At 52.4% G+C, this 16327-nt stretch carries 16 protein-coding genes and 4 tRNA genes; 17 read left to right on the top strand and 3 right to left on the bottom strand.

Going from position 1 to position 16327, the window contains the following annotated elements; genetic code table 11:
• The 4 genes from E5J99_RS02205 to nadD are packed head-to-tail and all read left to right on the top strand — an operon-like array spanning window position 1 to window position 2132.
• Entirely contained in the window at window positions 1-639 is a 639-nt protein-coding gene (locus E5J99_RS02205) for a sigma-70 family RNA polymerase sigma factor (RefSeq protein ID WP_135496070.1), read from the top strand.
• 21 nt (window positions 640-660) lie between these two features.
• A complete protein-coding gene (locus E5J99_RS02200; protein WP_135496069.1) occupies window positions 661-951 on the top strand; it encodes a hypothetical protein in 291 nt (96 codons plus the stop codon).
• Window positions 952-960: 9 nt separating this feature from the next.
• Window positions 961-1545, top strand: a complete 585-nt coding sequence (gene gmk, locus E5J99_RS02195) for a guanylate kinase (protein ID WP_135496068.1) — start codon at window positions 961-963, stop codon at window positions 1543-1545.
• Window positions 1542-2132 carry a nicotinate (nicotinamide) nucleotide adenylyltransferase gene (gene nadD / locus E5J99_RS02190; protein WP_135496067.1) on the top strand — a complete coding sequence of 197 codons (591 nt, stop codon included), beginning with the start codon at window positions 1542-1544 and terminating at the stop codon, window positions 2130-2132. Before gmk ends, nadD begins: the two co-directional genes overlap by 4 nt.
• A 75-nt stretch (window positions 2133-2207) precedes the next feature.
• Here the strand turns inward: nadD and frr are convergent, their stop codons facing one another.
• The 3 genes from frr to E5J99_RS02175 all read right to left on the bottom strand — a co-directional run bounded on the left by frr (window position 2208) and on the right by E5J99_RS02175 (window position 4207).
• Window positions 2208-2771: a ribosome recycling factor gene (gene frr, locus E5J99_RS02185; RefSeq protein ID WP_135496066.1), complete on the bottom strand. Its 564-nt coding sequence runs from the start codon at window positions 2769-2771 to the stop codon at window positions 2208-2210.
• Window positions 2772-2816: 45 nt separating this feature from the next.
• The gene (gene pyrH / locus E5J99_RS02180; RefSeq protein ID WP_135496065.1) at window positions 2817-3602 is read right to left on the bottom strand and encodes a UMP kinase; all 786 of its coding nucleotides are present in this window, start codon (window positions 3600-3602) and stop codon (window positions 2817-2819) included.
• A gap of 101 nt (window positions 3603-3703) precedes the next feature.
• Window positions 3704-4207, bottom strand: coding sequence for a biotin/lipoyl-containing protein (locus tag E5J99_RS02175; RefSeq protein WP_135496064.1), 504 nt, complete (start codon window positions 4205-4207; stop codon window positions 3704-3706).
• 226 nt (window positions 4208-4433) lie between these two features.
• On the opposite strand from E5J99_RS02175, the gene E5J99_RS02170 reads away from it, so the two are divergent.
• The 13 genes from E5J99_RS02170 (at window position 4434) to rpoB (ending at window position 16306) form a co-directional block, all read left to right on the top strand.
• The gene (locus tag E5J99_RS02170; RefSeq protein WP_245318672.1) at window positions 4434-6896 is read left to right on the top strand and encodes a M1 family aminopeptidase; all 2463 of its coding nucleotides are present in this window, start codon (window positions 4434-4436) and stop codon (window positions 6894-6896) included.
• Between the two features lie 251 nt (window positions 6897-7147).
• Window positions 7148-7227 (top strand) — tRNA-Tyr (locus tag E5J99_RS02165).
• Window positions 7228-7291: 64 nt separating this feature from the next.
• Window positions 7292-7364, top strand: a tRNA-Gly gene (locus E5J99_RS02160).
• Between the two features lie 22 nt (window positions 7365-7386).
• Window positions 7387-7458, top strand: a tRNA-Thr gene (locus tag E5J99_RS02155).
• 176 nt (window positions 7459-7634) lie between these two features.
• Window positions 7635-8825 carry an elongation factor Tu gene (tuf, locus tag E5J99_RS02150; protein WP_135496062.1) on the top strand — a complete coding sequence of 397 codons (1191 nt, stop codon included), beginning with the start codon at window positions 7635-7637 and terminating at the stop codon, window positions 8823-8825.
• Between the two features lie 127 nt (window positions 8826-8952).
• A tRNA-Trp gene (locus E5J99_RS02145) sits at window positions 8953-9023 on the top strand.
• A gap of 52 nt (window positions 9024-9075) precedes the next feature.
• The gene (secE, locus tag E5J99_RS02140) at window positions 9076-9270 is read left to right on the top strand and encodes a preprotein translocase subunit SecE (protein WP_135464436.1); all 195 of its coding nucleotides are present in this window, start codon (window positions 9076-9078) and stop codon (window positions 9268-9270) included.
• A 15-nt stretch (window positions 9271-9285) separates the two neighbouring features.
• The gene (gene nusG, locus E5J99_RS02135) at window positions 9286-9846 is read left to right on the top strand and encodes a transcription termination/antitermination protein NusG (RefSeq protein ID WP_135496061.1); all 561 of its coding nucleotides are present in this window, start codon (window positions 9286-9288) and stop codon (window positions 9844-9846) included.
• Window positions 9847-10030: 184 nt separating this feature from the next.
• Entirely contained in the window at window positions 10031-10474 is a 444-nt protein-coding gene (gene rplK, locus E5J99_RS02130; RefSeq protein ID WP_135496060.1) for a 50S ribosomal protein L11, read from the top strand.
• A gap of 21 nt (window positions 10475-10495) precedes the next feature.
• Window positions 10496-11191 (top strand): 50S ribosomal protein L1, encoded by a 696-nt coding sequence (gene rplA, locus E5J99_RS02125; RefSeq protein WP_135496059.1) that lies wholly within the window; start codon window positions 10496-10498, stop codon window positions 11189-11191.
• 17 nt (window positions 11192-11208) lie between these two features.
• Complete coding sequence (gene rplJ, locus E5J99_RS02120; RefSeq protein WP_135496058.1) at window positions 11209-11763, top strand: 50S ribosomal protein L10; 555 nt, start codon at window positions 11209-11211, stop codon at window positions 11761-11763.
• A gap of 66 nt (window positions 11764-11829) precedes the next feature.
• A complete protein-coding gene (rplL, locus tag E5J99_RS02115; protein ID WP_135496057.1) occupies window positions 11830-12210 on the top strand; it encodes a 50S ribosomal protein L7/L12 in 381 nt (126 codons plus the stop codon).
• 205 nt (window positions 12211-12415) lie between these two features.
• Complete coding sequence (gene rpoB, locus E5J99_RS02110; protein WP_394345936.1) at window positions 12416-16306, top strand: DNA-directed RNA polymerase subunit beta; 3891 nt, start codon at window positions 12416-12418, stop codon at window positions 16304-16306.
• Window positions 16307-16327 lie beyond the last annotated feature (21 nt).

Here is a 16327-nt window from a genome sequence, read left to right as displayed (position 1 = left end):
ATGAGTGATTCTCCCGAACGGGTTCCGAAATTGAGTAAAGAGGAAAAAGACCGTCGTTTTCAGGCGGAATTGATGCCTGTACTCGATTCGTTGTACAATTTTGCCTTCCGCCTCACCTTGGATGAGGACGACGCCAATGACCTCGTCCAAGAGACGTATCTGAAGGCGTACCGGTTCTTTGAGTACTTTGAGCAGGGAACCAACGCAAAAGCGTGGCTGTTCCGCATCCTGAAAAATTCGTTCATCAACGACTTTCGGAAAAAGAGTAAGCAGCCCGCTAAAGTCGACTACAGCGAAATTGAGGGATATTACAATACCGAAGATGTGGAAGCCGAAGGCGACATGGGTAGCACCTCGTCGGATATGCGGCAACAGTCTGTGCGCGACCTCATCGGCGACGAAGTAGCCAGCGCTCTGAATTCGTTGCCCGTTGACTTTCGTACCGTCATTATCCTCTGTGACCTAGAAGGGTTCACCTACGAGGAAATGGCTAAAGTGCTCGATATTCCCATCGGAACCGTACGCTCCCGCTTGCACCGGGCGCGCAATTTTTTGAAGGACAAACTAGAAAAATACGCAAAATCAATGGGCTACGGTAACGATATCGATAGCTCTGATGTTGGGGACGAAAACGAATAAACCTTATTACCGGGCTCGGTTATGGAAAACACTGCTACTACATCAACCAACCAGCAAGCTACTTCTCAAGTGGAGGCAGCCGACTGTGAACGTGTGAATACAATTCTCGACCAGATTATCGTGGGCCAAGAACCCAGCGCGGAGGACGAAGACTACTTTGTGAACCACGCCGAAGATTGCTCACCCTGCTTCGACGGCATCGGTAAGCAGCAGATATTCATTGACTTCCTAGCGCAGCATGTAGGCCGCAAAGGAGTGCCACCTGCGCTTTCCCAAACAATTCTGATGCGCGTTAAAGCAGAAATGGCCTAATTTTACCCCATGCAGGGTAAAATCATAGCATTTTCGGCTCCCTCCGGTGCCGGCAAGACTACTATAGTCCATCGGCTCATGGAACAGATTCCGGAGCTGAGCTTTTCCATATCGGCCTGTACGCGCGACAAGCGCGGCCGGACTGAAGCCAATGGCAAAGATTATCACTTCATCTCTGTCCAAGAATTTCAGGAGAAGATTCGTCACGATGAATTCGTGGAGTGGGAGGAAGTATACGAGGGCGCCTTTTATGGAACGCTCAAATCAGAGATTGAGCGCATTTGGGAAAGCGGCAGGCATGCTATTCTGGATGTAGACGTAAAAGGCGGCCTGAGTATCAAGGATTTTTACAAAGACCGTGCCCTTGCCGTTTTTGTAAAGCCCCCGTCTCTGGAAATCTTGGAACAACGCCTGCGTGCCCGCGCCACTGATTCGGCGGCGAGTATTTCGGCCCGGCTCTACAAAGCCAACTTTGAGTTGACTTTCGAAGACCGGTTCGATGTGACGGTTATCAACGACGACCTGGACCAGGCTACCGCACAAGCTGCCAAACTCATTCGCGAGTTTATTACCTCCGAGCCGGCGATTCTGTGAAGAAGACCCCCAAGATAGGGTTGCTGTTCGGCTCCTTCAATCCTATTCACACCGGCCATCTGATTCTGGCGCACTACATGGCCACCCACACCGATCTGGATGCGGTATGGCTGGTGGTGTCGCCGCAAAGTCCATTTAAAGCTGAGCAGGAGTTGCTGGCGGAGGAGGAGCGTTTTGCGCTGGTAAGCCTCGCTATTCAAGGCAATGACCGGTTGCGGGCTCTGGATATCGAGTTTGCAATGCCCAAGCCGAGCTACACCATCGATACCCTCGACGCCCTACGCCTGCAGTACCCCGATCATAGCTTCGTGTTGCTGATGGGGGAAGATAATCTGCCTGGTTTGCCGCGCTGGAAGCAGGCCGACCGGATCTTGGCAGAGTATGCTGTATATGTTTACCCGCGGCCCGGTGTGGATGCTACCGATGTGAATGCCCATCCCGGTGTACAGGTAGTAGATGCCGCCCCTTTGCTGGATATATCCGCCACATTTATCCGAGACTGTGTACGGGCCCGGAAATCAATCCGGTATTTGGTGCCGGAAGCAGTGGAAGACCGGATTTGGGCCCACCGATTCTGGCAACAGTAGATTTCTCTTCGTTCTACACAAAAAAAGCCTCGCCAGATATCTGGTGAGGCTTTTTTTGTGTAGAACGAAGAGAAATCAGATAGTCATAATTTCCACTTCCTTTTTGCTCAGCAAGTCGTCTACCTTGCTGATGTACGAGTCAGTCGCCTTTTGCACCTTGGCTTCCGCATCCTTGATGGCGTCTTCGGCGGCACCATCTTTCAGCAGCTTGCGCAACGACTCGTTCACATCCTTGCGAATGCCACGAATCCGCACTTTGCCGGCTTCTGATTCTGTTTTGGCTTGCTTCACCAGCTCCCGGCGTCGCTCCTCCGTCATGGGCGGAATATTCAGCCGAACGCCTTCCGCATCCGATTGGGGATTGAGGCCCAAATCACTGTTTTTGATGGCTTTGACCACCTCGGCGATGATATTTTTTTCCCAAGGCTTAATGAAAATGGTGCGCGCATCGGGCGTAGCGATGTTTGCCACTTGGCTGACAGGTGTGGGAGTGCCATAATAGTCGACTCGCAGACCATCCAGCATAGCCGCAGAGGCTTTGCCAGCCCGAATGCGGCTCATTTCCAAGCTGCTGTGTTGCAGTGACTTGCCCATCGACTCTTCGGCTTCGCTGAGGTAGAACTGAATTTCTTCGTCCATAATAAAACGGGTGAATGAAAATATTGACAGGGAAGGAGCTAAGGCTTACGCCTGCTCTGTAGGAGTGGTAAGGGGAGGATACGAGGTACTGGGTTTCGTATTAGGTACTCTGGCGGCCGAGCCGTCCATCGAAACCCGGGTACCAATGTTTTCGCCGGCAATCAGCCGCTGCAGGTTGCCATGCTTGTTCATGTCGAAAACGATGATAGGGAGGTTGTTCTCCTTGCACAGGGTGAAAGCCGTCATGTCCATGACGTTGAGGTTTTTGGCCATCACCTCATCGAAGGTAATTTCCGGGTAGCGGGTGGCCGTAGGGTCCTTCTCAGGGTCGGCGGTATAGATGCCATCCACGCGCGTACCTTTTAGTACTACGTCGGCCTCAATTTCAATTGCCCGAAGCGAGGCGGCGGAATCGGTCGTGAAATACGGAGAGCCAATGCCTGCGCCGAAAATAACTACGCGTCCTTTCTCCAAGTGGCGCAAAGCCCGCCGCCGGATATACGGCTCGCATACCCGCTGAATGGTGACACCCGACAGCAAGCGGGTACTCACATTCAGCTTCTCCAGGGCGCTTTGCAGCGCCATCGAGTTGATAACTGTAGCCAGCATGCCCATGTAGTCACCTTGTACCCGGTCGAGGCCAAATGCTTCTGCCTGCACACCCCGGAAGATGTTGCCACCGCCAATTACGACAGCTACTTGTGTGCCGGTGGCAGCAGCGGTTTTGATTTCCTCGGCATATTGCATCAGCCGGACCGCGTCAATGCCATATTGCTGCTGGCCCATCAGGGCTTCGCCGCTTAGTTTCAGCAGAATTCGGTTATACTTCAAAGGGTGGGGGATTAAGCGTGAAGATGTTGGTTGTGAGAAGCAGTGAGAGCTATACGGTGAACTCAACCTCGCTGCTGCTAGACAACGAACAAGGTAAATACTTAGCTAAACTGGATGAGCACCTGACCTTTGGTGACGTTGTCGCGGAGCGTGACCTTGATGGCGCTGACCACGCCGTCGCCCGGTGCTTTCAGAATATTCTCCATTTTCATAGCTTCCAATATCAGCAGCGGGTCGCCTTTCTGTACTTGCTGTCCAGCCTCTACACGGATAGCTACAATGAGCCCCGGCATAGGCGCTTTCATTTCGTTGACTTTGCTGCTGGCGGTATTGCTCATCCCAAGCTTATCCAGCAGCAGATCGAAGCGGTCCTTCGCGTGCAGCTCCAGCACTTGGCCGTTGAGCTTCAGAACAAACGTCTTGGTCGAGTATTCTGCGCTTACCACCTCTGCCGAATAGGAATGGCCTTCGTGCAGAAGATGATAATGACCGTTTCCCAACGAAACCAGGTCCCAGCTGAAAGGCAAGCCGTTGACGAGCGTGGTGCCATCGGGACGATAGTCGATATTCCAGGTCTGGTCGGATCCGGTGCGTACCTGTAGCATAAAGAGGGGGCAGATGAGCGGAAAAGGGCTTAAAGATAGGCCAAATCTGAAATATTTTCGGAACTTTAGGCCACATACCCTATTGCCTCTCTGCATGAAATATTCGGTCCTCGGCATTCTTAGCCTGGTCCTTACGTGCCATTTAACAGCTCCGGCGCAGGCCGTCAAAACGGCAAAGCCCTCTTCCGAGAAGCCAGCCGCGCGTAAGAAAACTACGCCCGCTGCCGTGCCATCTGCCACGGAGTCTGTCACGAGTACTATCATCGTACCTTCTTGGCTGCCACCAACTAATCCGCTGCAACCAGCGGCTAGCATCGTCACCGATCTGCTCGATACCAAGCTCGACGTTCGTTTCGACTGGTCTAAGCAGTGGCTGCTCGGCACGGCTTCCCTCACCTTGCGTCCGCACTTCTACCCCCAAAATCAAGTGATTTTGGATGCCAAGGGGTTCGACATTAAGAGCATTCGACTGGTTGCGGCGGGAAAGGAAAAAAATCTGAATTTCAGTTACGATAAGCGTCGGATTACCGTCAACCTCGACCGGCAATACACCCGCACCGAGCCGTATCAGATTCGCATCAGCTACACGGCCAAGCCCAATGAACTGGAAGCGGGCGGTAGCGCGGCCATTACCGGCAACAAGGGCTTGTACTTCATAAACCCGCTCGGTACCGATAAGACCAAACCTAGGCAGATCTGGACCCAGGGCGAGACGGAAGCCAACTCGTGCTGGTTTCCGACCATCGACAAGCCCAACCAGCGCATGACGCAGGAAATTGCCATGACGGTGGAAGCACAGTACAAGACGCTGTCCAACGGGTTGCTGGTTTCCTCTAAGAAGAATGCTGACGGTACTCGTACCGATGTATGGAAGCAAAGTCTGCCCGCTGCGCCGTATCTGACGATGATGGCCGTGGGCGACTTTGCCGTGATTAATGACTCGTGGCGGGGCAAAGCCATCGATTATTATGTCGAGCCCAAGTTTCAGAATACCGCCAAAACCGTGTTCGGCAATACCCCGGCCATGCTGGACTTCTTTTCCAAGAAGCTAGGCGTAGAGTTTCCGTGGGAGAAATATGCGCAGGTGTCTATCCGGGACTTCGTTTCCGGTGCCATGGAGAATACATCGGCCACCACCATTCGGCAGGAGTGGACGCAGCTAACACCCCGGGAGCTGATCGACAAAACCTACCTCACCGAAGGTACCATTGCCCATGAGTTGTTTCACCAATGGTTTGGCGACTATGTAACGGCCGAGTCATGGTCGAATCTGCCCTTGAATGAAGCCTTTGCTGACTATTCGGAGCTACTCTGGGCTGAGTTCAAGTACGGGGCCGACGCGGCCGATCTGGTGCAGCAGGAGAAAGTAAGTCTTTACCTGAGTGAAGCTGAGAGTAAGCGCGAGCCGCTGATTCGCTACCACTATGCCGAGCGAGAAGATATGTTCGACCGCCACTCGTACGATAAAGGCGGCCGGGTACTACATATGCTCCGCAAATACGTGGGCGACGACGCCTTCTACGCCTCGCTGAATCGTTACCTGACGACCAATAAGTTTTCGGCTTCTGAAATCTCGAAGCTGCGCGTGGCTTTTGAAGAAACGACCGGTGAGGATCTGATGTGGTTCTTCGACCAGTGGTTTATGCAGCGTGGTCACCCGGAACTACAGGTTACGCACTCGTATGCCAACGGACAGGTAACGCTACGCGTGCGGCAGCTCCAAGATTCCACTTTTACGCCCATATATCGGTTGCCCGTTACCATCACCACCTGGATTAACAAGCAGGCGACCGATACGCGTATCGTGGTAACCAAGGCCGATCAAACTTTTCAGGTGGCCGCGCCTCAGCGTCCCAACCTCGTGAAGTTTGATGGGGAAGGCCAACTGCTGGCTAAAGTGCAGGAAGAACGCACCCAGGATGAGTTGCTGTTTCAATACTACAACGCCCGCAATTACCTGCAGAAGTACGAGGCCATTGATGAGCTTCGTAATAAAGTTGGTGACTTGGCAGTGAGTGGTATGCTACGAAACGCCCTCAATGACAACTTCTGGGCCGTCCGTAAGGCCGCGCTGGAGGCATTGCGCAAGTACAAAGGCCCCGAGGGCAATGCAATTCGCAAAGACATCAAGCGCGTGGCGGGTGGCGACGTCAAAAGCCAGGTTCGGGCTACTGCCTTAGCTACCTTGGCTACCTTTCCTAACGAAGATTTCGGCGACGTGTATAGTACCGCCCTCAACGACAGCTCCTACTTGGTCGCCGGCGCTGCCATCGATGCGCTAACCAAAGCTCCCACTGTAAGTACCCGGGACAGAATAAACGCCCTGCAGGAAACCTCGAGTTCAGCTATCCTGAGCTCTTTGGCCAAGTACTACTCGCTCAATGGTAATCTGGACCAATACCCGTGGTTCTTACGGCGTCTCAACGATGTAGCCGAGGATGATCTGTACAACTACCTGCAAGACTTTGGCACTCTGATGACGCGCATTCCGCCGATTGAGCGCGAAAAAGGGATTCAACGTCTAGAAGTATTAGCGCGCACCCATGCCAATTACACGGTAAAGTTGGGGGCTTACCGCGCCCTCAATACTCTTCTGGCTAGCACCCCAAGTCTGAAGCCTATCCTGCAGGACATAAAGTCCAAAGAGAAAAATGAACAGTTAAAGGCCTTCTATAGCTTATTGCAGTAGGAATAATCAAAAAAATAAACCGACAGCGGAGTACGCGTTTGGCTGGTGTTAACCAGACACAGTCAACGCATTACCCAGCTATAGTAGTCAGATTGAAGAATGTCGGCAGAAAAATATTGCGGTCTTTTTTAGGTGTGGGCTTGACTTGCATCAGAAAGCCACTAATTTTGCAACTCCTTTAGCAACCCACCCACTTTCAGGGAGGCAAACAAAGGGAAGAAACTGGCGCGAACGGCGCCGGTAGTAAAACTGGGGGTATCGCATAGCGGCAATTGCGGGTGACTGTAACTCACCTCCTTCGGGTTCATAGGTTCGAGTCCTGTTACCCCCACAGTAATGATTTGATGCGTTAGCAAACTGTGTGTGTTATAGCACGTAGTAGTTGGCGCATAAACGCGGGAGTAGCTCAGTTGGTAGAGCGGCAGCCTTCCAAGCTGCAGGTCGCGGGTTCGAGCCTCGTCTCCCGCTCACAGTAAATCAAAAAGTACCAGCCGTTTTAGCTCAGTGGTAGAGCACTTCCTTGGTAAGGAAGAGGTCATGGGTTCAAATCCCATAAATGGCTCACAGTTAGATTACGAATACCGACGAAGCAGCGCGACTGCACCGTTTGGATCTGTAAACCAGGTAAAGCGACGTGCAGGACCCCAAGCGGAGCTGTGTTTCGCTTTCTTGTAGTATAGTTCAGCCGCGTTCGTTTCTCATCTTCATCCCACAAAATCTCCTCTTAATCTCTTTACAATGGCCAAAGAAAATTTTGATCGTTCCAAGCCGCACGTGAACATCGGTACGATTGGGCACGTCGACCACGGCAAAACCACCCTGACTGCTGCTATCACAATGGTACTGGCGAACAAAGGTTTGGCCACGAAGCGTGACTTCTCGTCGATCGACAACGCTCCCGAAGAAAAAGAGCGCGGTATCACCATCAACACGTCGCACGTAGAATATTCTACCGTTAACCGTCACTATGCTCACGTTGACTGCCCTGGTCACGCTGACTATGTGAAGAACATGGTAACGGGTGCTGCCCAGATGGACGGTGCTATCCTCGTAGTAGCTGCTACCGACGGCCCAATGCCCCAGACGCGTGAGCATATCCTGCTGGCTCGCCAGGTAGGTGTTCCTCAGCTCGTGGTATTCATGAACAAAGTAGACATGGTGGATGATCCCGAGCTGCTTGAGCTCGTGGAAATGGAAATCCGTGAACTGCTCTCGTTCTACGACTTCGACGGCGACAACATTCCCGTTATCCAAGGCTCGGCTCTGGGCGGCCTGAACGGCGATGCCAACTGGGTTCCGAAAATCGAGGAGCTGATGGACGCTGTTGACAGCTTCATTCCAATCCCGGCTCGTCTGACCGACCTGCCCTTCCTGATGCCAGTAGAGGATGTATTCTCTATCACGGGTCGTGGAACGGTTGCTACCGGTCGTATCGAGCGTGGTATCATCAACTCGGGTGAGCAAGTTGATATTCTCGGCATGGGCGCTGCCCCCGGCCTGAAGTCGACCGTAACCGGTGTTGAGATGTTCCGCAAGATTCTTGACCGTGGCGAAGCCGGTGACAACGTAGGTCTGTTGCTCCGTGGTATTGAAAAAGAAGCCATCCGTCGTGGTATGGTTATTTGCAAGCCCGGCTCGGTAACTCCTCACCAGAAATTTAAGGCTGAGGTCTACGTTCTCTCGAAAGAGGAAGGTGGTCGTCACACGCCGTTCTTCAACAACTACCGTCCGCAGTTCTACCTGCGTACCACCGACGTTACCGGTATCATCACCCTCCCAGAAGGTGTTGAAATGGTAATGCCCGGTGACAACATCACCATCCAGGTTGAGCTGATCAGCAAGGTGGCGATGGAGAAAGGTTTGCGTTTCGCTATCCGCGAAGGTGGCCGTACGGTAGGTGCCGGTCAGGTAACCGAAATCCTCGACTAGTTTCGCCTAGAAACTGGTGAATCAAGACAATCCGCCTCTGATATTTTCAGGGGCGGATTTGTTTTGTTTAAAGACTTCAGTACATTTGCAGTCCCAATCCGGCTTTCTGGCCGTTTGCAACGCATCCACGGGCGTAGTTCAAGGGTAGAATAGAGGTCTCCAAAACCTTTGATGGGAGTTCGAATCTCTCCGCCCGTGCAAGAATGGCCACAATCAGGTGGCTAAGTAGTTTAAAGCCTAACCCGGCACCATGAGCAAGCTGACGAAATATTTCCGCGATACCACGGAGGAAATGCGTTACAAGGTAACGTGGTCTTCTTTTGAGGAACTGCAGAAGAGTGCTGGCTTAGTGCTCATCGGTTCGCTTGTTTTCGCAGCTGTCGTAGGCATTATGGACATTGTGTTCAAAACTGGCCTCGAAGCGTTTTACAACTCATTCCGTTAATCTAAGTCAGCAGAGATGGGAGAGTTGAAGTGGTACGTGGTTCGCTCAGTTAGCGGGCAGGAGAAGAAAGCCAAGCAGTACTTAGAAACTGAGATTGGCCGTCACGGCCTTTCCGAGTTGGTTCCTCAAGTATTGATTCCGGCTGAGAAAGTCTACGAGATGCGCAACGGTAAGAAGCGTGTTCGTGAGCGGAACTTCTTCCCTGGCTACATCCTGATTCACGCCGATCTGAGTCATGGTGAGGTTGACCACATCATTACCAGCACACCGGGTGTAATTGGATTCCTGAGCGACAAAGAAGGTAAAAGCGCGAACACCAAGCCGATTCCACTGCGTCTCGCGGAAGTGAACCGAATCCTGGGCATCGTTGATGAAGCAGAGGAAGAAACCGCTAGCCTCGAAACCCCATTTGTGGTAGGTGAGCTAGTGAAAGTGGTGGATGGTGCCTTCAGTGGCTTCTCTGGCAATGTATCCGAGGTGTTCGAAGAGCGGAAGAAGCTCAATGTAATTGTTAAAATTTTCGGTCGTAGCACTCCTATGGAGCTTAGCTACACACAGGTCGAAAAAGAATCATAAGTCAGGTAGTAGATCAGAGAACGTAATAGTCAGAAGCAGTCTTCTGAATATTACTCTCCCACTCTCAATCCTGGCAGAAAACGTCGTCAGTTATTCGCTCTGAGCTGACGGTGCTTCCACAAGAGCAATTTAAAAACTGAAGGTTGTGTGTGTTACGACACAAAACCCGAAGCCTTTCAAACCAATGGCCAAAGAAATAAGAGGTTATCTGAAACTTCAGATAAAGGGAGGCAGTGCGAACCCTTCGCCGCCGGTTGGACCTGCACTTGGTAGCAAAGGCCTTAACATCATGGAATTCTGCAAGCAGTTTAACGCTCGCACCCAGGATAAGGCCGGCCAAGTATGTCCTGTACTCATCACCATGTACACCGACAAGTCATTTGACTTCGTGGTGAAAACCCCTCCGGCACCAGTAATGCTGTTGGAAGCTGCTAAGCTCCAGAGTGGTTCGAAAGAGCCCAACCGGAACAAAGTAGGTTCGGTTTCGTGGGACCAGATCCGCACTATTGCCGAAGCGAAAATGGTAGACTTGAACGCCTTCAAGGTGGAGTCTGCTATGAAATCGGTAGCTGGTACGGCCCGCAGCATGGGTATTACCATCAAGGGCGATTCTCCCTTTGCTGAATAACTTTAAAGGAGAACAAGACTGATGGCAAACGTTAGCAAAAAGCGCAAGGAAGCCCTTGCCAAACACGACCTGACGCAAGTACGCAACCTGATTGAGGCAGCAAAAGTGGTAAAGGATATTACCTATACCAAGTTTGATGCTTCCGTTGACATTGATGTACGTCTGGGCGTTGACCCCCGTAAAGCCGACCAAATGGTGCGTGGCGTTGCTACGCTGCCCCACGGTACCGGTAAAACCGTACGCGTTCTGGCTCTGGTAACTCCTGACAAGGAAGCCGAAGCTACCGCCGCTGGTGCTGATTTCGTAGGCTTAGACGACTACATCTCTAAAATCGAGAAAGGCTGGACTGACATCGACGTGATTATCACGATGCCGTCGGTAATGGCCAAAGTAGGTCGTTTGGGCCGCGTGCTTGGCCCACGTGGTTTGATGCCAAACCCTAAATCGGGTACGGTAACAACCGACGTTGCTAAAGCAATTCAGGAAGTGAAAGCTGGTAAGATTGACTTCAAAGTTGATAAAACCGGTATCATTCACACCAGCATTGGTAAGGTTTCTTTTGATGATCAGAAGCTGGCTGAAAATGCCATTGAAGTAATTCAGACACTCAACCGTCTCAAGCCTTCTTCCGCTAAAGGTACCTACATCAGAAGCATCACCTTGTCGAGCACGATGAGCCCCGGCGTTCCGGTTGATACTTCGGTTACTTCCGCTTAATTCACAATCAAGACGATATGATCCGGGAAGAAAAACAAGCCCTCGTCGACGAGTTGAGCGAAAAGTTTCAATCGCACAACGCGTTCTACATTACCGATGCGTCGGGAATGTCGGTGGCGAAAATCAACGAATTCCGTCGCCTGTGCTTCAACCGCGGCCTGGAGTTCAAAGTATACAAAAACACGCTGATCCGCAAAGCACTCGATACGCTGAACACGGATACGGCTGAGTTGGATGCTGCCCTGAAAGGTCAGTCGGGCGTGCTGTTCTCGAAAGAGGCTGGCAATGCTCCTGGCAAGTTGCTGAAAGACTTTTATAAGTCGCAGGCATACGGCAAAAACGTAGTGCCCAAACCCGCTTTCAAAGGTGCTTACATCGATGCTGGCATCTATTTGGGTGCTGAGCAACTCGATATGCTGAGCACGCTGAAAGGCAAAAACGAGCTTATCGGTGAAGTTATCGGTCTGCTTCAGTCGCCTGCCAAAAACGTTATCAGCGCTCTGTCGAGCGGTGGCAATAAGCTGGCTGGTATCCTCAAGACGCTTTCCGAAAAAGAAGAGGTTGCTGCTTAACTGCCGCCCATCTTTTTCCCCCTCAATTCAAATTCAACAACCCCTTTTTTTTAACAATCTACAGAAATGGCAGATTTGAAAGCATTCGCTGAGCAGCTCGTTAACCTGACGGTGAAAGAAGTAAACGAACTGGCTACTATCCTGAAGGACGAGTATGGCATTGAGCCCGCTGCTGCTGCTCCCGTAATGATGGCTGGTGGTGGCGCTGGCGCTGCTGCTGAAGCTCCTGAGGAGAAAACGGCATTCGACGTGATCCTGAAGGCCGCTGGTCCAAGCAAGCTGGCCGTTGTGAAACTGGTGAAAGACCTGACCGGTCTGGGTTTGAAAGAAGCCAAAGAACTGGTTGACGGCGCTCCTAAGGCCCTGAAAGAAGGTGTTGCTAAAGACGAAGCAGAATCGTTGAAGAAGCAACTGGAAGAAGCTGGCGCTGAAGTAGAAGTTAAGTAAGCTGCCCCGCGCTTTTTCTCTTACAAACAAGGATAGGCCTGGCAACTAAGCCAGGTCTTTTCCTGTTTGTAGACTACGAGCTTTGCCAAATTGCCCTCAGATGCCGCATTGCGGCTTTTTGTGCCTACAGGCAACAGACGGGAAAGTGGCAAGAGTTTGCCAATAGTATAGTACGCTTCAGTGTCCATTTTTAACCTTCAACGCATTGGCTACACCGAAAGCACAGGCTTTGCAGAAAGTCGACGAGCGAATCAACTTCGCCAAGATTAAGAAAGTTATCGAGTATCCGGATTTCCTGGACGTGCAAGTTCGCTCGTTCATGGATTTCTTCCAGTTGGAGACGGCGGCCGAAAGCCGCACCGACGAAGGCCTATTCAAGGTATTCGCTGAGAACTTCCCCATCTCGGACTCGCGGGAAAATTTCGTGCTGACCTTCATGGATTACCATGTCGATCCGCCGAAGTATTCGGTTGACGAGTGTATCGACCGTGGTCTAACCTATTCAGTGCCGTTAAAAGCTAAGTTGCGCCTGGTCTGCAATGACTCGGACAACGAGGATTTTGAAACGATTGAGCAGGAAGTGTTCTTGGGAAATATTCCCTACATGACCGAAAAAGGCTCGTTCGTCATTAACGGGGCAGAGCGGGTTATCGTTTCGCAGCTGCACCGCTCACCGGGTGTGTTCTTTGCCCAGAGCAAGCACACCAACGGTACGAAGCTGTATTCAGCCCGTATTATTCCGTTCAAAGGTTCGTGGATTGAGTTTGCCACGGACGTGAACAACGTAATGTACGCCTACATTGACCGGAAGAAGAAATTCCCGGTAACGACTCTGCTCCGCGCCATCGGCTACGGTACCGACAAAGACATTCTGGACCTGTTCGGTTTGTCGGAGGAAGTGAAGGCTGAGAAGAAGGCTTTGAAGAAAGCCGTCGGCCGCAAGCTGGCTGCCCGGGTGCTGCGCACTTGGACGGAAGACTTCGTAGACGAGGATACCGGCGAAGTGGTATCTATCGACCGGAACGAAGTGCTGCTGGAGCGCGACTCGACCATCGAGGAGGACGACATCGACACCATCCTGAATGCTGGTGCCAAGTCGGTAATTCTGCACCGCGAGAACGTGAACATTGCGGACTTCGCAATTATTTACAATACGCTGCAGAAAGACAACTCCAACTCGGAGAAGGAAGCCGTGGAGCAAATCTATCGTCAGCTCCGGAACACGGAAGCACCCGATGAAGAAACTGCCCGCGACATCATCCAAAAACTGTTTTTCTCGGACAAGCGCTACGACCTTGGGGACGTAGGCCGCTACCGTATCAATAAGAAGCTCGGCCTCGACAAGAACTGGGAAGCTCGGGTACTGACCAATGAGGACATCGTCCTGATTGTAAAATACCTGATCGGCCTGATCAACTCGAAGGCTGTAGTCGACGACATTGACCACTTGTCAAACCGCCGGGTGCGTACCGTGGGTGAGCAGTTGTATGCCCAGTTTGGCGTAGGCTTGGCCCGGATGGCTCGTACCATTAAGGAGCGCATGAACGTGCGGGACAATGAGGACTTTAAGCCTGTTGACCTGATCAACGCCCGGACGCTGTCATCGGTAATCAACTCCTTCTTCGGCACCAACCAGCTGTCGCAGTTCATGGACCAAACCAACCCGCTAGCCGAGGTGACGCACAAACGTCGCGTATCGGCACTGGGGCCGGGAGGTCTGTCGCGTGAGCGGGCTGGTTTCGAAGTACGGGACGTTCACTACACGCACTACGGTCGTCTTTGCACCATCGAAACGCCGGAAGGACCAAACATTGGTCTGATTTCGTCGCTGTGCGTGCACGCCCGCGTGAACTCGATGGGCTTCATCGAAACGCCCTACCGCACGGTGGAGAGCGGCAAGGTGGACACCAGCTCGAATGTAAAGTACCTGACCGCCGAAGAAGAAGATACCCACCACATCGCGCAGGCCAACGCCCGCATCGATGAGAACGGTAACTTCATCAACGAGCTGGTAAAAGGCCGTTTCGAAGGTGACTTCCCCGTGGTAGGTCCCGACGAATACAGCTATATGGACGTTGCCCCGAACCAGATTGTATCGGTGGCTGCTTCCTTGATTCCGTTCTTGGAACACGATGACGCCAACCGCGCTCTGATGGGCTCGAACATGCAACGTCAGGCTGTACCGCTGCTCCGTCCGCAGGCCCCTATCGTGGGCACGGGCTTGGAAGGCCGCACCGCTATTGACTCGCGCACGCTGGTAGTAGCTGAGGGCAATGGCGTAATTGATTACGTTGATGCCAACCGTATCGTCGTGAAATATGACCTGACGGCAGATGATATCTTGGTAAGCTTCGACGCTGAGAAGATATCGTACGACCTGATCAAGTTCCGTCGGACCAACCAGGATACGTGCATCAACCTGACACCGCTGGTAAAGAAAGGCCAGCGCGTGACCAAAGGTGAGCCGCTTTGCGAAGGCTACGGCACGAACAAGGGTGAACTGGCTCTGGGGCGTAACATGCAGGTGGCCTTTATGCCATGGCAGGGTTACAACTTCGAGGATGCCATCGTTATTTCGGAGCGTGTCGTTCGTGACGACATCTTCACCTCAATTCACATTGAGGAGTTTGAACTTGAGGTGCGCGAAACCAAGCGTGGTGAGGAAGAGCTGACGTCGGAGATTCCGAACGTAAGCGAAGAAGCCGTCCGCAACCTCGATGACAACGGCATTATCCGTTTGGGCGCTGAGGTGAAGGAAGGAGACATCCTGATTGGTAAGATTACGCCGAAGGGCGAAACCGATCCGACTCCGGAAGAGAAACTGCTCCGTGCCATCTTCGGTGACAAAGCCGGTGATGTGAAAGATGCTTCGCTTAAGGCGCCGCCATCTTTGCAGGGTGTAGTAATTGGAACCAAGCTATTCTCGCGTCCGAAAAAAGACAAAAACCTCCGGGCCAAGTCGAAGAAGGAAGTAGAAGAGCTGAAGGATTCCTATGCCAAGGAGCTACGCGGGGTGAAAGCCGTGATGGTTGAGAAACTGGTGCAGCTGCTGGAAGGCAAGACTTCGCAGGGCGTGAAGCATAAGTTTGGCGACGAAATCCTGACCAAGGGGGTGAAATTTGGTAAGAAGAACGTCGCTGACGCTCTCTTCCCCGAGAAGAACCCTTACAAGGACGAAAGCAACTACGCCGTTCCGGAAGAGGTGAACATGTTCAAGGACCTGATCCTGGAAGGCTGGACCGCCGACGAGAAGGTGAATGGCATGGTGTTGCAGCTGGTGAAAAACTACGCTAAGCGCCGTAATACCATTACTGCTCGTTTCAAGCGTGACCGGTTTACGTTGGAAGTAGGTGATGAACTGCCCGCCGGTATCGTACAGCTGGCCAAAGTATACATCGCCAAGAAGCGCAAGCTGAAGGTAGGTGATAAAATGGCTGGTCGTCACGGTAACAAAGGGGTGGTAGCCCGCATCGTGCGCGATGAGGACATGCCGTTCCTGGCTGATGGCACTCCAATGGACATCGTGCTGAACCCGCTGGGCGTACCAAGCCGGATGAACATCGGGCAGATCTACGAAACCGTACTGGGCTGGGCCGGCCTCAAGCTGGGTCGCACCTACGCGACGCCAATTTTTGACGGTGCTACCGAAGAGGAAGTATCCAAAGAGCTGGCTGAAGCTGGGTTGCCCATCTTCGGTCGTTCGTATCTGCACGACGGTCTGACCGGCCAGCAGTTCGACCAGCCGGTAACGGTAGGGGTGATCTATATGCTGAAGCTGGGCCACCTTGTCGACGACAAGATGCACGCTCGTTCGATCGGGCCGTACTCGCTCATCACGCAGCAGCCGCTGGGTGGTAAGGCACAGTTCGGTGGTCAGCGCTTCGGCGAAATGGAAGTGTGGGCTTTGGAGGCCTTCGGTGCGTCGAACGTACTGCAGGAAATCCTGACCGTGAAGTCGGATGACGTGGTAGGTCGTGCGAAGGCCTACGAGGCTATCGTGAAAGGCGACGTACTGCCGAAGCCGAATATTCCCGAGTCATTCAACGTACTCATCCACGAGTTGCGCGGTCTGGCCCTGGAAATCACGCTTGACTAGTTTATAGATGGGTAGCTGCTG

The organism is Hymenobacter elongatus (assembly GCF_004745955.1).
GTDB classification, from domain to species: domain Bacteria; phylum Bacteroidota; class Bacteroidia; order Cytophagales; family Hymenobacteraceae; genus Hymenobacter; species Hymenobacter elongatus.
This window is presented reverse-complemented; position numbering and strand designations above follow the sequence as displayed.

Bases quoted from the DNA above. Each gene is read 5' to 3' on its own strand.
- rplL (WP_135496057.1), top strand. From the start codon at position 11,830: ATGGCAGATTTGAAAGCATTCGCTGAGCAGCTCGTTAACCTGACGGTG.
- E5J99_RS02175 (WP_135496064.1), bottom strand. From the start codon at position 4,207: ATGCTACAGGTACGCACCGGATCCGACCAGACCTGGAATATCGACTAT.
- rplJ (WP_135496058.1), top strand. From the start codon at position 11,209: ATGATCCGGGAAGAAAAACAAGCCCTCGTCGACGAGTTGAGCGAAAAG.
- E5J99_RS02205 (WP_135496070.1), top strand. From the start codon at position 1: ATGAGTGATTCTCCCGAACGGGTTCCGAAATTGAGTAAAGAGGAAAAA.
- E5J99_RS02200 (WP_135496069.1), top strand. From the start codon at position 661: ATGGAAAACACTGCTACTACATCAACCAACCAGCAAGCTACTTCTCAA.
- tuf (WP_135496062.1), top strand. From the start codon at position 7,635: ATGGCCAAAGAAAATTTTGATCGTTCCAAGCCGCACGTGAACATCGGT.
- nusG (WP_135496061.1), top strand. From the start codon at position 9,286: ATGGGAGAGTTGAAGTGGTACGTGGTTCGCTCAGTTAGCGGGCAGGAG.
- frr (WP_135496066.1), bottom strand. From the start codon at position 2,771: ATGGACGAAGAAATTCAGTTCTACCTCAGCGAAGCCGAAGAGTCGATG.
- rplA (WP_135496059.1), top strand. From the start codon at position 10,496: ATGGCAAACGTTAGCAAAAAGCGCAAGGAAGCCCTTGCCAAACACGAC.
- secE (WP_135464436.1), top strand. From the start codon at position 9,076: ATGAGCAAGCTGACGAAATATTTCCGCGATACCACGGAGGAAATGCGT.
- gmk (WP_135496068.1), top strand. From the start codon at position 961: ATGCAGGGTAAAATCATAGCATTTTCGGCTCCCTCCGGTGCCGGCAAG.
- rplK (WP_135496060.1), top strand. From the start codon at position 10,031: ATGGCCAAAGAAATAAGAGGTTATCTGAAACTTCAGATAAAGGGAGGC.